General features: G+C 37.3%; 16 protein-coding genes. 5 read left to right on the top strand and 11 right to left on the bottom strand.

Features of this window, described 5'->3' with window-relative positions:
* Positions 1-5 precede the first annotated feature (5 nt).
* The 6 genes from accC to pdxA all read right to left on the bottom strand — a co-directional run bounded on the left by accC (position 6) and on the right by pdxA (position 5110).
* Positions 6-1358, bottom strand: coding sequence for an acetyl-CoA carboxylase biotin carboxylase subunit (accC, locus tag I600_RS11475; RefSeq protein WP_058104668.1), 1353 nt, complete (start codon positions 1356-1358; stop codon positions 6-8).
* Between the two features lie 84 nt (positions 1359-1442).
* Complete coding sequence (accB, locus tag I600_RS11470) at positions 1443-1940, bottom strand: acetyl-CoA carboxylase biotin carboxyl carrier protein (RefSeq protein WP_058104667.1); 498 nt, start codon at positions 1938-1940, stop codon at positions 1443-1445.
* Between the two features lie 30 nt (positions 1941-1970).
* Positions 1971-2966, bottom strand: a complete 996-nt coding sequence (locus tag I600_RS11465; RefSeq protein ID WP_058104666.1) for a beta-ketoacyl-ACP synthase III — start codon at positions 2964-2966, stop codon at positions 1971-1973.
* A 233-nt stretch (positions 2967-3199) separates the two neighbouring features.
* Positions 3200-3397, bottom strand: coding sequence for a 50S ribosomal protein L32 (gene rpmF, locus I600_RS11460; protein ID WP_058104665.1), 198 nt, complete (start codon positions 3395-3397; stop codon positions 3200-3202).
* Positions 3398-3404: 7 nt separating this feature from the next.
* On the bottom strand, positions 3405-3935 hold the full coding sequence (locus I600_RS11455) for a YceD family protein (protein WP_058104664.1): 531 nt from the start codon (positions 3933-3935) through the stop codon (positions 3405-3407).
* A 122-nt stretch (positions 3936-4057) separates the two neighbouring features.
* Positions 4058-5110 (bottom strand): 4-hydroxythreonine-4-phosphate dehydrogenase PdxA, encoded by a 1053-nt coding sequence (gene pdxA, locus I600_RS11450; protein WP_058104663.1) that lies wholly within the window; start codon positions 5108-5110, stop codon positions 4058-4060.
* A 60-nt stretch (positions 5111-5170) separates the two neighbouring features.
* Between pdxA and I600_RS11445 the strand changes: the two genes are divergently transcribed.
* Complete coding sequence (locus tag I600_RS11445; RefSeq protein WP_058104662.1) at positions 5171-5755, top strand: riboflavin synthase; 585 nt, start codon at positions 5171-5173, stop codon at positions 5753-5755.
* 8 nt (positions 5756-5763) lie between these two features.
* On the opposite strand, the gene I600_RS11440 is transcribed toward I600_RS11445, so the two are convergent.
* Together I600_RS11440 and I600_RS11435 are read right to left on the bottom strand one after the other, a co-directional pair.
* Positions 5764-6852 carry an acyltransferase family protein gene (locus I600_RS11440; RefSeq protein ID WP_058104661.1) on the bottom strand — a complete coding sequence of 363 codons (1089 nt, stop codon included), beginning with the start codon at positions 6850-6852 and terminating at the stop codon, positions 5764-5766.
* A 7-nt stretch (positions 6853-6859) separates the two neighbouring features.
* Entirely contained in the window at positions 6860-8671 is a 1812-nt protein-coding gene (locus I600_RS11435; protein ID WP_058104660.1) for a sodium:solute symporter family protein, read from the bottom strand.
* Positions 8672-8746: 75 nt separating this feature from the next.
* Between I600_RS11435 and I600_RS11430 the strand changes: the two genes are divergently transcribed.
* On the top strand, positions 8747-9502 hold the full coding sequence (locus I600_RS11430; protein WP_058104659.1) for a sulfite exporter TauE/SafE family protein: 756 nt from the start codon (positions 8747-8749) through the stop codon (positions 9500-9502).
* Between the two features lie 116 nt (positions 9503-9618).
* Complete coding sequence (locus I600_RS11425; protein ID WP_058104658.1) at positions 9619-11148, top strand: GH3 family domain-containing protein; 1530 nt, start codon at positions 9619-9621, stop codon at positions 11146-11148.
* Between the two features lies 1 nt (position 11149).
* Here the strand turns inward: I600_RS11425 and I600_RS11420 are convergent, their stop codons facing one another.
* Both I600_RS11420 and cls read right to left on the bottom strand, forming a co-directional pair.
* Entirely contained in the window at positions 11150-11779 is a 630-nt protein-coding gene (locus tag I600_RS11420; RefSeq protein WP_317038732.1) for a hypothetical protein, read from the bottom strand.
* Complete coding sequence (gene cls / locus I600_RS11415; RefSeq protein ID WP_058105125.1) at positions 11776-13200, bottom strand: cardiolipin synthase; 1425 nt, start codon at positions 13198-13200, stop codon at positions 11776-11778. Before cls ends, I600_RS11420 begins: the two co-directional genes overlap by 4 nt.
* Positions 13201-13333: 133 nt before the next feature.
* Between cls and I600_RS11410 the strand changes: the two genes are divergently transcribed.
* Positions 13334-13744, top strand: coding sequence for an arsenate reductase family protein (locus I600_RS11410; protein ID WP_058104657.1), 411 nt, complete (start codon positions 13334-13336; stop codon positions 13742-13744).
* An 80-nt stretch (positions 13745-13824) separates the two neighbouring features.
* On the top strand, positions 13825-15381 hold the full coding sequence (locus I600_RS11405) for an AsmA family protein (protein ID WP_058104656.1): 1557 nt from the start codon (positions 13825-13827) through the stop codon (positions 15379-15381).
* Between the two features lie 70 nt (positions 15382-15451).
* Here I600_RS11405 and I600_RS11400 read toward each other — a convergent pair whose 3' ends face one another.
* Positions 15452-15634, bottom strand: a complete 183-nt coding sequence (locus tag I600_RS11400) for a hypothetical protein (protein ID WP_058105124.1) — start codon at positions 15632-15634, stop codon at positions 15452-15454.
* Positions 15635-15721: the final 87 nt, after the last annotated feature.

The raw sequence follows: 15721 nt of genomic DNA, 5'->3' as shown, positions 1-15721 counted from the left end.
TTTTATTAATGTTCTTTTGGAGGATCCATTTTAAAATCATCCATAAAGGCCGTAGTATAATTACCCGCCAAATAATCTGGGTGATCCATTAATTGCCTATGAAAAGGTATGGTGGTTTTGATCCCTTCAATTACGAACTCATCTAAGGCGCGTTTCATTTTATTGATTGCCTCTTCCCTAGTTTGGGCGGTGGTAATCAACTTAGCGATCATTGAATCGTAATTTGGAGGAATACTGTACCCACTATACACGTGGGTGTCCATACGAACTCCATGACCACCTGGTGTATGTAAGGTCGTAATCTTACCTGGCGATGGTCTAAAATTATTATAAGGATCTTCTGCATTAATTCTACATTCTATAGAGTGTAGTTTTGGAAGATAGTTCTTACCAGAAATTGGCACACCAGCGGCTACCAATATTTGCTCACGAATTAAATCATAATCTATAACCTGCTCCGTAATTGGGTGCTCTACCTGAATACGTGTATTCATCTCCATAAAATAGAACTTACGGTGCTTGTCTACCAAAAATTCAATGGTACCTGCACCTTCATATTTTATGTACTCTGCAGCTTTAACCGCAGCCTCACCCATTTGCTCCCTTAACTTGTCTGTCATGAAAGGTGAAGGAGTCTCTTCCGTTAACTTTTGGTGACGACGTTGTACTGAACAGTCTCTTTCTGATAAGTGACATGCCTTACCGAATTGATCACCGACAATTTGAATTTCAATGTGACGAGGTTCTTCGATCAGCTTTTCCATATACATACCACCGTTACCAAAGGCAGCGGTAGCCTCATTTACGGCACTATCAAAAAGCTCTTCCATTTTGTCTTCAGACATTACGGCACGCATACCTTTACCACCACCACCGGCAGTTGCTTTGATCATTACCGGGTAGCCCATTTTTTTGGCTACTTTCTTGGCATCGGCAACATCTTTTAAAAGACCATCTGAACCAGGTACACAAGGTACACCTGCCTCTTTCATGGTTTGCTTGGCCGTAGCCTTATCACCCATACGATCAATTTGATCGCCAGATGCTCCAATAAATTTTATATCGTGTTCTGCACAGATACGTGAGAACTTTGAGTTTTCAGATAGAAAACCGTACCCTGGGTGTATTGCATCTGCATTGGTTATTTCAGCAGCAGCAATAATGTTAGGGATCTTTAAATAAGATTCGCTACTAGCGGCAGGACCAATACATACAGCTTCATCTGCAAAACGAACATGCAAACTTTCTTCATCGGCCTTGCTATAAACGGCTACCGTTTTAATACCCATTTCTTTACAGGTACGGATAACACGCAAAGCGATTTCTCCCCTATTGGCAATCAGTATTTTTTTAAACATCTTTTAAATTTTAAGTTCTTGGTTCTACATGATTCTTACACACCGTTCAATAACGGCATCTAACAATGACTACTCAAAATTTAGTTAAGAAGGGTCTACCAAAAATAATGGCTGATCAAACTCAACTGGAGAAGAGTCATCTACCAAAATCTTGACAATTTTACCAGAAACTTCAGATTCTATATCATTGAACAATTTCATTGCCTCAATAACACAAAGTACATCGCCGGTCCCTATAGTATCTCCTACCTCAACAAATACTGGTTTGTCAGGAGAAGGTTTTCTGTAGAAAGTACCAATGATCGGAGATTTGATCGTGATGTATTTATCATCATCCGCTTTTTTCTGCTCAGCTTCAGATGCGGCCGCTGCAGGTGCAGCTACTTCTGCCGGTGCAGCTGCTACAGGAGCAGGTACGGCAGGTTGAGCCATAGGCATTGTATGCACATAGGTTGGCTCAGAATTACCAGTTAAGCTTCCGGTACGGATGGTAATCTTTATATCATCCGTCTCGAGTTTTACCTCGCTAGCGCCAGACTTGGCAACAAACTTGATAAGGCTTTGAATTTCTTTAATATCCATATTTCTCTAAGTTATAATTGGTAGTTGATGTTAGTTATACGCCCATTTAAGGTAGATAGAACCCCAGGTAAAGCCGCCACCAAAGGCTGCGAAAACCAAGTTATCCCCTTTTTTAAGCTGTTTTTCGTAGTCGAAAAGTAAAAGTGGTAATGTACCGGATGTGGTATTACCGTAGCGCTGAATATTCATCAACACTTTTGAATCATCTACACCCATTCTTTTTGCTGTGGCATCAATGATTCTCTTATTAGCTTGATGTGGCACCAACCAGTCAACGTCTGACTCGGTAAGATCATTTCTATCCATGATCTTGGCCGCTACATCTGCCATATTTGAAACCGCAAATTTGAACACTGTTTTTCCTTCCTGAAAAATATAGTGCTTTTTATTGGTTACACTTTCAATTGTGGCCGGCATTAAAGATCCACCGCCTTCCATGCCTAAAAACTGTCTTCCTGTACCATCTGCCCTAAGGTATTCATCTTGTAGACCCAAGCCTTCGGTATTAGGTTCAAAAAGTACTGCTCCGGCACCATCACCGAAAATTATACAGGTTGTTCTATCTGTATAATCTATTATAGATGACATTTTATCTGCACCTATAAGTAATACCTTTTTATATCTACCTGTCTCAATATGCCCGGCAACCGTTGACATTCCAAAAAGAAAACTGGAACATGCCGCTAATAAATCATAAGCAAAGGCGTTTACAGCCCCAATTTCAGAAGCTACGAAAGCTGCCGTAGAAGCTACCATACTATCTGGTGTAGCTGTTGCTACAATGACCAAATCTATTTCGGCAGCATCAAGCCCTTTCTTTTCCATAAGGTCTTGGGCCGCTTTAATGGCTAAATATGAAGTACCTTCCCCTTCTTCCTTTTTTAACACCCTTCTTTCCTTAATACCTGTTCTGGTAGTAATCCATTCATCATTGGTGTCAACCATTTCCTCAAGCATTTTGTTCGTCATTACAAACTGGGGAACATAGCCTCCTACTGCGGTAATAGCTGCTGTAATTTTGGTCATACTTTATTTGCTTTCTTGTAAAAAACTTAAAAAACGAGTCAAAAGTCATGAAAATTAGTGATTTTCAACGACTTTTCGCCTAAAGTTATCGGGTTTTTGAAAAATTGCAATTGATAGCACTAAGGCTATAACCTTTTAAATTATCTGAGTTACAAGGTGATAAAATACAAATTGGACTAAAAAAAACTCCCTACTTCTAATGAAGTGGGAGCTTAGTATATTGTAAAAAAGTCTTAAGCTTCTGCTTCTTCGGTTTTATCAACCAAAACTTGACCTCTATAATGTAATTTACCTTCGTGCCAATGTGCTCTATGGTAAAGGTGTGTTTCACCTGTAGTAGAATCTTTTGCTAAAGTAGGTGCTACCGCTTTATAATGAGTTCTTCTCTTGTCTCTCCTTGTTTTGGAAATTTTTCTTTTAGGATGTGCCATTTAAACCTTATTTATCCGTTAATAGTTTCTTTAATTCATCCCATCTGGGATCGTTTTCTTCTTTGTTTGATCTTTTCTCTTTTGGTTGAAGCTCGTTCAATTTATCCAACACTTCAGATTGTAAAGTGCCATCTTCAATACCAGGGTGTATTCTTTTTTGCGGAACCGCCAACACCAACATTTCATACACATACTGTGCAATGTTCAATTGATGTTCACCATGAGGAAGAATCAAAATTTCATCATCTTCATCGTTATACTCCTCACCGAATTTTACCACCAAATGTAAATCTCCACTTATGGACTGATCGTATGGTTCACTGGTAATATCACAAGCTACATTAACTGTTCCCGATGCGTTCATATCAACCTCCATCATTGTACTTGTTTTATGAAGTACTACATCTAAACTGATGCTGGCTGCGTTAAATTCATCGTATCCAAAAGAATCAAAGAACGTATTGTCAATCTGGTAATTAAAGTTGTGTTTTCCTTGCTTCAAACCTGAGAAAGGAATATTGAACTCCTTTTGCTTCATCACGTACACACTTAAATTAACACTAATCGCCCATAAAAGGCGGGTGCAAAGATACTATTATTTTAATAAAAGACAATAGTTATCAACTATTTATCTTTATAACTTTTTTATTGTACCAAAATTTAACGTTCTCTCTTTAAACGCTGCTTTTTTAATACATCTTGTGTTAGCTCTTGATATTCTGTTCTGTTCTTAAAAATGTTCAATGCCATGAACACAGCTTCTTTAAAAGAACTTTCATCTGCAACACCTTTACCAGCTATCTCAAATGCGGTACCGTGATCGGGTGAAGTTCTTACTTTATTCAATCCGGCGGTAAAATTGACTCCTTGCCCAAACGATATTGTTTTAAAAGGTATAAGACCTTGATCGTGATATGCCGCTAAAATGGCATCGAATTTTTTATAGGCGTCAGAACCAAAAAAACTATCGGCAGAATATGGACCAAAGACCAAATGTCCCTTTTCGGCCATTTCTTTTATGACAGGTTTTAAAACTTCATCATCTTCTTTGCCTATTACTCCATTATCACCACTATGCGGATTAATACCCAGCAAAGCTATTTTTGGCTTGCGAATACCGAAATCCATTTTCAATGATTTCTCTATGGTGTTGATCTTATCACGTATTAACCTAGGCACTATAGCGGCAGATACGTCTTTTACGGCCACATGATCTGTAAGCAAACCAACCTTTAACGTATCTGTAACCATAAACATTAAACTTTCACCTTCTAGTTCTTGCGCTAAAAAATCTGTATGCCCTGGAAAATTAAACTCCTCAGATTGTATATTGTTCTTATTTATGGGTGCCGTTACCAATACATCTATATCTCCATTCTTTAAAGCCTCCACTGCTGCTTTTAATGATTTAATAGCATACTCGCCACCTGCTTTGGTCGCTTGACCAAAATCAACCCTAGGCACTTCTTTCCAAACATTTACAATATTGATTTTATTATCTATTGCTTTTGAAGCATGAGGTATACCATTGAAAGCAATATTTAATTTTAATTGTTTCATTTGAAAGGAAACGGTCTTATTTGAGGCAAAAATAACCGGTGTGCAAAAATCTAACATTCTACTGTCCTCGAATGTTTTTAAAGCGACCTCACAACCTATACCATTTAAGTCTCCTATAGAGATACCTAACCTTATTTTCCTATTTTCGTCCATGATAATCTGTACCTTTGTACTCAATTTTGAATTTTCAAAATTACTTAAATTAAACGACACATGTTTACGGGAATTATTGAAACATTAGGTAAGGTCACCGCTCTTGAACCTAAAGGTGGCAACTTGGACATTACGATAGCATCTAGTTTAACTCCAGAGCTTAAAATTGATCAAAGCGTAGCTCATAACGGTGTATGTTTAACTGTCGTTAGCCTTACGGATACTACTTATACGGTTACCGCAATTGCCGAAACGTTGAGTAAAACCAACCTTGATACACTTAAGATAAATGATACGGTCAACCTTGAACGTGCTATGATCTTGGGCTCTAGATTAGATGGGCATATTGTTCAAGGCCATGTAGATCAGACCGGGGAATGTACAAGTGTTCGAGAAGATAATGGAAGCTGGATTTTCTCTTTCACCTATGATGCGGCAACTGGTAACCCCACTATTGAAAAAGGTTCTATTACTATAGATGGTACAAGCTTAACCGTAGTTAATTCTGGCAAGAATACTTTTGAAGTTGCCATTATACCTTACACCTACGAACACACTAGGTTTAACACCTATAAACCGGGCACCATTGTAAACTTGGAATTTGATGTTATTGGCAAGTACGTAGCAAAATTGATGATTAAGTAAGCCTATTGCTACACCTTTATAAATATCTTTTTCTGATATAGGATATAGCCCACAAGACTATAGAACAGTACTACACTTAGCCCATATAATAAGGATGAAGTTTCTAGCGCAAGAAAGTCATGGACATATACTTTTTGAAACAACCAACCGTGTAATGAGGTGTCGCCCACTTGTATTTGACCCATCACCTTGCTAATGAAGCTAGAAAGAAAATATATTACAATAGCATTTGCTCCTGCATATCTGAATATAGATCCAAATTCAATTTTCTTTACATCTGTCAGGTAATATATAAGTGCCAAAATAAGGTTTGCCCAACCTGCAGTGACCAATACAAAACTGCTTGTCCATAGTGCTTTGTTAATGGGGAACACTAGATCCCACATATGCCCTATGATCAAGAAGCTACCGCCTATGCCCATTAGAATAGTGGCTTTCTTTTCTTGCTTAGCGGTTAGTATCAATCCTGTAAATACCCCTAATAAAGAACTGGCAATAGCTGGTACTGTACTTAACAAGCCTTCTGGATCGTAATCTGCCTTATAGTTATGCGTACCAAAAACTTTTACATCTATCCAGTTTGCCAAATTATTGGGTGCTCTTTCCAAGGTGGATGCCACTCCTTCTACAGGAACGAACGTCATTAATAACCAATATCCTATTAGTAATACCGCCGTTACCCAAATTAGTTTTTTCCAACTTAGGTTAATAAACAAAATAGCTGTTAAAAAGAATACCACTCCTATACGTTGTAATACCCCAGGAAATCTAATGTCCTTGAAATTTTTAAAGAATGAGTAATGAATTAAAAATGCCCCTAAGAAAAGACCCAAAGCAATTAACTTCAATGCCCGGATCGCAATTTTTTTATATGCTTTTACATCAACCGTTCTGTTCTTATAGGAAAAGGCTATTGATGTACCAACAATGAACAAGAAGAACGGAAAAACCAAATCTGTTGGTGTATAACCGTGCCAATCTGCATGTAAAAAAGGCCCGTACACATTTGACCATGTTCCTGGTGTATTCACCAATACCATTAACAGTATGGTAGCTCCTCTAAAGATGTCGACCGAAACAATTCTGTCCTTCTTCATGCTGATCTTATAAAATATTGCCTTTTAAGCGATTCCATGCTTTTACCAGCAATACACCTGCTATTATTGAAACAACCGTTAATACGATTGCTTGGGTAGTTCTACCATAGATCCAATATCCGGTAGCGAACATGATCGAATAGATCAATAATACACCTAATAACATTGCGGTTACCCCTGCAGGCACGCTCCATTTTTCTTTATCCTTTACAATTTCCACTGCATCGGTTTTTGCTTCATCAACTACTTTGGACCAACCCGGTCCACCTGGTTGTATTTTTCTGTAGAAGCTTCTCAACGTTTCATTAGACTCTGGCTGCGTCATAAATGTAGCGATCAACCAAATAATGGTTGTTACCACTACTATAAATATATATTCTGACCAATCTGGCAACAAACCTGTTTCGGTAGCAAATAAATATGCACCTACTGGAGTTAATTTTAAGATGATCGAAATAATACCCGATGCAAACATTGCCGTAATCTCACTCCATGCATTAATCCTCCACCAGAACCATCTAAGTATAAAAATCAGCCCTGTACCTGCTCCGAATGCCAATAGCACATCGAACAGCTGTAATGCGTTTTGTAGCAATAATGCCAGTGCAGCACTGAATATCATTAATACTACGGTTGAAATTCTACCTACTGCTACCAATCGCTTTTCAGATGCATTAGGATTAATCTGTTGTTTATAAAAATCATAAACGATATATGAAGAGCCCCAGTTCAATTGGGTACTAATGGTACTCATGTAGGCCGCCACCAAAGATGCTAAAACAACTCCTAACAATCCGCTTGGTAGTTTGGTCAACATTGCCGAATATGCTAAATCATGACCTAATTTATCTGCCGTTACATTAGGGAAAGCTTCTTGTATACTTGCTAGATCCGGGTATACTACAATAGATGCCAATGCCACTAAAATCCATGGCCAAGGTCTTAATGCGTAGTGCATAATGTTAAAAAAGAAGGTTGCCCCAATAGCATGGTTCTCATCTTTTGCTGCCAACATACGTTGAGCAATATAACCACCACCGCCTGGCTCAGCACCTGGATACCAAGAACTCCACCACTGTACGGCCAGCGGTATTATGAATAAAGTTATCAATGCTTTCTTGTTACTGAAATCTGGCAATATGTTCAATTTCTCTGTTACATTTTCATTCGCCATTAAAGCTTCAATTCCTCCAACTTCAGGAATATTCACTAAATAATATGCTGCTCCTATGGCACCGGCCATGGCAACAAAAAACAAAAGGAAATCTGTATATACCACACCTTTGAATCCGCCTAAGGCACTAAAGGTAACCGTTATAAGACCTGCACTGACCACGGTTTGCCATGGTTCTAGACCCAGCATTATACTACCTATTTTAATTGCTGCCAAAGTTACCGCAGACATGGTAATCACATTAAAGATAACGCCCAAATAAACTGCCCTGAACTTTCTTAAAAAACTTGCCGGCTTACCACCATAGCGCATTTCATAAAACTCTAAATCTGTATTTACGTTAGATTTACGCCAAAGTTTGGCATAAACGAAAACGGTCAACATACCGGTAATCAAAAAACACCACCACACCCAGTTCCCCGAAACTCCATTAGTACGAACAATATCTGTCACCAAATTGGGGGTATCTGTTGAAAATGTCGTCGCTACCATTGAAAGACCTAATAGCCACCACGGCATAGTACGGCCTGATAGAAAAAATTCTGAAGAGTTTTTACCTGATTTCTTTGACACATATACTCCTATTCCTAAGACAAGAGAGAAGAAAACTATAATAAATGCATAGTCTAATGTACTGAGTTCCATAAGTTGGTTTTAGGTTGATTGTTAAAGATATATTATTTTAGGACATTTTTATATCTAATACGCTAAACGTACTACGTGCTACTATCAATAACTTCTGAAATTACCCCAACGGCCTGGATTCTTGCTTCTATAGCCACCTTTATCATAGGATTATCCAAAGCGGGAATAAAAGGCATTGCCGTTTTAAACGTTACGATCATGGCGTTGGCATTTGGCGCAAGACAATCCACGGGTATGGTAGTACCGTTACTGGTTCTCGCCGATATTTTTGCAGTAATTTACTATAACCGATACACACAATGGAAATATGTTTTTAAAGTATTGCCATGGATGTTGGTCGGACTTTTAATAGGGGTTTTTATTGGCAATGAATTGCCTGAGAAATTTTTTAAAATAGGTATGGCCATCATCATCATCATTACCGTAGGTATGATGTTCTATTGGGACCGTAAAAAAGACAAGAACGTACCATCACATTGGTCGTTTGCAGGTTCTATTGGTACCATTGCAGGTATTACCACCATGGTGGGAAATTTGGCGGGGGCCTTTTCCAATATTTATTTTTTAGCCATGCGCCTACCTAAAAATCATTTTATTGGCACTGCGGCTTGGTTGTTCTTGATCATAAACATTATTAAACTACCCTTTCACTTTTTTGTTTGGAAAACCATTTCCGTAGAGTCGTTACAATTAAACTTGATGCTCTTGCCTGGCATTCTATTGGGTTTCTTCGTAGGGGTCAAATTTATTAAATACATTAAAGAAGCATTTTTCAGAAAAATGATTTTGGTGTTGACCGCTGTAGGTGCGGTGCTTATTATGCTTAGTTAAATCTTGCTTATTTTCAAATAAAGCTTAATAAAGTCCACATATTTCAGATTAGGGTTAATCTTTATCTCTACCCAGACCTACCTTTATAGCCATTAATCTAGAAACACTTTTGGCTCATGAATATCATAGGAAACTTTATTAAAGGGGTTATCAATGTTACCGATAAAATTGCCGGTGAAGACAACCCTATTGAAGATCAAAAGTCTGTGCTTCAAAACCTATTGGAAACGGCAAAAGACACTTCTTTTGGTAAAGCGTATGCGTTTGAAGATATTCTAGAGAGTAACAACCCTCAACAGGCATTTCGTAATGCTGTTCCTTATTTTGATTATAATCAGATCAATGACGCTTGGTGGCATAAATTACATGAGGGACAAACCAATGTCACATGGCCGGGTAGTCCCGATTATTTTGCACTGAGTTCCGGTACTACTGGAAAAACAAGTAAACGTATTCCCGTAACAGATGCCATGATAGATGCCATAAGACAAGCAGGTATAAAGCAGGTGCTGGCCATTTCAAACTTCGATCTTCCGGCAGATTTCTTTGAAACCGGCATTTTAATGCTGGGCAGTTCTACGGATTTGGTTGAAAACGATGATCATTTAGAAGGTGAAATCAGTGGTATTAGTGCCAGTAACATTCCGTCATGGTTTAGTGGTTATTATAAACCTGGAAAGGAAATTGCCCAAATTGATGATTGGGACGAACGCGTTGCAAAGATTGCCGAAAAGGCTGCGGACTGGGACATTGGAGCGTTAAGCGGAATTCCTTCTTGGATAGAACTAATGCTGAAGGAGGTCATTAAAAAACACAACCTTAACAACATTCATGAAATATGGCCCAATCTACAGGTCTACACATCTGGTGGAGTGGCTTTTGGTCCCTACGAAAAGAGTTTTAACGCCTTAATGGGCAAACCCGTTACGGTAATTGATACCTATTTGGCATCTGAAGGGTTTATCGCCTTTCAAGCAAGACCAGAAACCGATGCCATGAAGTTGGTGACCGACAATGGTATTTACTTTGAGTTTGTTCCTTTTGATCCAGATTATATTCTTGAAGATGGTTCTCTTGCTCAAGATGCACCATCATTAACTCTTTCTGAAGTTGAAAAAGGACAAAACTACGTGCTCATTATCAGTACGGTCAGCGGTGCTTGGCGTTACCTAATTGGAGATACCATAGAATTTACAGATGTGGAACGTGCCGAAATAAAAATTACGGGGCGCACCAAATTTTTCTTAAACACCGTGGGTTCACAGTTATCTGTCAATAAATTGGATGATGCGCTACAAGATATCATGGAAACCTTTGACATTGAAATACCAGAATATACCCTTTGTGCAAAAAAGTACGATGATGGTTTTTACCATACATGGTACCTAGGCACTACCACTACTCAAAACCCTGAAAAGATTGCGGAAAAACTTGACAAATCATTAAAAGCTGCCAATAAAAATTACAAGGTTGCCAGGTCTAAAGCTTTGAAAGGAGTGAAAGTATTCACGGTAAATCCAGAAGTTTTTTACGATTGGAACGATAGTAACAAAAAGAAAGGCGGACAAGTAAAAATGGAGCGAGTTATGAAAGAGGAAAAGTTTGCCGAGTGGGAAGAGTTCGTTAAAAAACATCATAATATTTAAGCTACTCGTTAAGTGCGGCGTCTCTCTCTTCTACCAATACCATTATTTCTTCTGGGGATAGATAGAAATTCTTAATTCTATCCACATATTTTTGGGTTAAGCCAGCTTTCTTTAAAATGAACTCTTTTGTAGCTAGTATATAGGTTTCCATACCGTGGTTTACCGCATAAGAATCTGCACGGCGTTCTGCTTCACGTATATAATTTTTAGAGGTTATATATTTAAACCCAAATGCAATTAAATTCAAACCACTCCGCTGTTGATAATCCATCACATGCCCAAGTTCATGACCCAACCATCCGATCATAATTTCTGACGGAATGTCTTTGGTATAGTACACAGAATCGGCAATTTTTATTCTTTCGCTTATCAATATTTTATATGACCTGTTTTTCTTTGATTTAAAAACACTCCAAAAAGAAGGTTGTGCCTGCATGGTAGACTTTTTAATGTTCTTCTTGAACTTAAATTCAATAGCAACATCTGTAAGTTCCGGATAATGGGAAAGCGCAATTTTTGCTTCTTGGGTTATTACTTCTGGAATTATATGTTGTGCAGATGCAACCATAGGGAAACTGAATATAAATAAGATTAAATAGTTTAATTTATTGATGGATGCTGATGTAATCATAAAAGCGGACTAAAGAATTTGGCAAGCCCTTCTAAAAATTTACTGAACGGTGACCTCTGCCTAAATTTTTCTAAATCTACTTTGACTTCTTCCGTACAGTGTTTTGTAAACAGTTTTTCTATATGCGATGCTTTTTCTTTATCGTATAAAATAGCATTGGTCTCAAAATTGTGCTCAAAACTTCTGTAATCAAAATTACCTGAGCCTACGGATACTATTTCCCCATCAATAATAATGACCTTGCTATGAGAAAAATCTGGTCTTAAATATATATTGGCGCCCACTTCAAGTAATGCTTCAAAAGTTGAAAACATACTATATTGTGCTAACAATGAATCTGAAATCTTAGGGGTCAACAATGTGACCTTTACTCCGCTCAATGCCGCAATTCTTATGGCTTCCAAGACCGGCTCACCAGGGATAAAATAAGGGTTGGCAATGCAAATACTCTTTGTGGCTATATTGATCATTGCCAAATATTGCTGCATAATTGCAGGGTATCTAGAATCTGGTCCGCTTGAAATAATCTGCGCAACCGTTTTGCCAGAAGAGTCTACTTTGGGAAAATATTTATCCTGTAGCAACAATTCTTCTTTACCTGCAAAATGATAATCCTTTACAAAAACACGCTGCAAGCTATTTACTGCCGGCCCTTTGATCTGTACATGCAAATCTTGCCATATTCCCAGCTCTGACACTGGCTTCATATACTTATCGGACACATTGAAACCACCGGTAAAACCAACGTTACCGTCTATGATTACAATTTTTCTGTGATTTCTATAGTTAAGGGTAAACAGAAGGTTTCCAAAACGAATGGGCATCGTAGAAAATGCTTTTACCCCAATATCCTTAAATCGCTGTACTCTTTTACCTCGCATTGAATTACTACCAAAAGAATCATACAACATTCTAATTTCTACACCTTCTTTTACCTTCTCTTTGAACAGTTCATAAAACTTGTCTAACAACATTCCATCTTCTAAAATATAGTATTGGATGTGTATGAATTTCTTAGCCCCTTTAATGGCTTTGAATATGGCTCCAAAGGCTTCTTCTCCACTATTGAGCAAGGTTACCTCATTACCTTCATAAGGGGCAAAATAACTGTTCTTTCTTATTAGTGATGCTAATTTATCTCTCTTGTAGTCATCAAAATCATGAACGCTTTGTTCGCCGCCCTCCAACTCTTTATAGGTTTCAGAATATAATCGTCTTTTCTCTGTTTGTTTTAATTTAAACAGCTTGAACTTTCTTCTGTTAATACCGAACAAATAGTATAACAGCGGACCCAAAAAAGGAAATATTATAACAGACAAAGACCAACTAATCATCTTAGTTGCCCTTGATCCATTGAAAATAATATTGACGATACTCCACACCGTTACCGCTATATATGCAACCCAAAAAAAAGTATTCACCACCTTATAAATTGTTTATCAACAATATACTATAAAATCGCGCGGCGTACCCCCTAATTAACCTTTCAAGATATTTTTAGTTTTAAACGAGTTAATTACTCGTTGTGGTTGTGAGTACTTTTAAAAAAAAGTGATGGGAGTAATTGCTATGGATAAAAAACAGATAACCCTTTATTACAGTTCAGAAAATTCAATTGGTAAGCAATTGAACGCTTACGTGGAATCTTCTGGTAAAGAACATTTAACAATAGATATCTCTAAGACAAATGTCACCGGCACCCAATGGGCAGAGCTGGCAGATGGCCTAGGCAAGACCATCTCTGAATTGATAAATACCGACCACCCGGATTTTAAGGATGAGTATGGCGATAAAACCGTTAATTTAGATGATGATGGTTGGTTGAAAATTTTAGATAAAAAACCTAGTCTTTTAAAAAATGCCATTGTCATTAAAGGAAAAGATTTCATAGAACTTACCAGCGCATCGGATTTTAAACAATATATGGACCCTGACAGCGCGGGTATAGAAAAGCCTTATAAGTAGCAAGGTCCTAAATCCCATTTTAGAATCTACTTCTCAACAAATAGGTGCTTTACCTTTTGTTACGCTCTAACTTTTACCTTATGTCAAAGATTTTAAAGTGGCTAGTTGTTATTCTCATTTTCTCCATAGGTAGTTATATGCTTGCCGAATGGAAAATGAAGCATGAAATCATCAGTTTTTTAGAGCGAAAAGTACCCGATCACATTAATTTTTCATATGATGAACTTGCAATAAACCTATTAGAGGGCAACATTGCTTTTACCGACGTTGCCGTAGTCAGTTTAGGCAAGCAAACCTCTTCGTGCGAAATAAGAGTAAATGCCAACGAGCTTTCCATTGAAGGATTTAGTTACTGGAAAATACTTTTTCAAAAGTCTGTTCATATAAAAACCTTGACACTGTCAACACCTCATCTTCATTTTAAAACTTGCCCAAAAGACCCTAACAACGTAGTTGCCAACAAAAGCAATCCCATTAATCTCCTGAAAGAAATTTTTGTTGAAGAATTAAAGTTCGAATCTGGTGTTGTGGAAATTTGGGACGCCAATGAAGAAATTGAACTCATTTCAGTAGCATCTTTAGGTCTTCATTTAAAAGATGTAGCTACCGACCCCGAGACAATTACCAAATATGTTCCGTTTACATTTTCTAATTATCAAATAGAAATAGCGCAATTTAAAGCTCCCCTTGGGGAATACGAAAATCTGCAAATGGCCTCTTTAGTGATGAACAATTCTTCTATAGACATGACTGATATTTCTCTTTTAACCAAGTATTCTAAAGCAGAACTCAGTAAGCAAATTACCTATGAGAGAGATCATGTAAGCTTAACAATTCCGGCTATTTCTATCAACGATCACAATTATGTGGCCAACAAAGATTCACTTCAAATTAATTTCAAAGAAGTAAAATTCATAGAGCCCAACTTAGAAATTTATAGGGATAAGTCTCCATTGGAAGATTTAAGTACAAAGCCACTTTACGGTACACTATTAAGAAAATTACCCTTTATGATCGCAATAGATACCATTTTAATTAAGCAAGGAACAATTGTTTATAGAGAAGATGCACCTAATAATGTAAAAGCGGGTGCTTTACGATTTACTAATTTAAATGCAGATATTAATAATCTATCCAATTTGACAACAGTTAACGATACAGTAAGCATAAAACTCAACGCGAATTTAATGGATGCCGGTGCACTGCACTTAGATTGGAAGTTCAATGTGAACGACCCACATAATTCTTTTTTAATATCTGGCAAGCTTTCAAATTTTTATACTGAAAAGCTAAACGATTTTCTTGTGCCTAACTTAAGAACTCAAACTACCGGAACCATTGAACAACTCTATTTTACCATATCGGGTGATAAATACACCTCTAGCGGAGACATCAAAATGCGATATGAAGATTTTAAATTTCAATTGTTGAACAAAGAAAGGAACGGTGTAAAAAAAGTGCTTTCCTTTATTGGTAATTTATTTGTTAACGATGGCTCAAAAGCAGATGAAAACGGTTTTAGGTATGGTACAATTTCCGTTGAACGCACACAACATAAATCGTTTTTCAATTATTTGTGGATAAACCTACAAGATGGCCTAGTAGATGTACTTACCAGCAATGGCAAAAAAGAATAGTCTAAAGGTCAAACATAAAAAAGCCAGATAGAAAATCTATCTGGCTTTAAATTTCATAGCAATTTTTATACTAGTTGTCGTCAGTAGCATCTTCTACCGCATCTTCAACTTCTTCTGCACCGTCTTCAATACCATCACCAACATCTTCAATACCTTCTTCCATTTTTTCTCCTGCTGATTTTTCTTCTCTACAACTGATTGCAACGCCAACAGTCATAATAGCAAATAAGAACATTAATAGTGACTTTCTCATAATATAGATTTTAATAATTAGGTTAATATTTTGATTGTTCATAATGAAATGCTCTAAACAGTATCTCATTATTGTTGGTACAAAAAT

Origin of the sequence: Maribacter dokdonensis DSW-8, assembly GCF_001447995.1 — a bacterium.
Classification (GTDB): domain Bacteria; phylum Bacteroidota; class Bacteroidia; order Flavobacteriales; family Flavobacteriaceae; genus Maribacter; species Maribacter dokdonensis.
The sequence above is the reverse complement of the archived record's forward strand: the minus strand, read 5'-3'. Positions and strand labels throughout refer to the sequence as shown.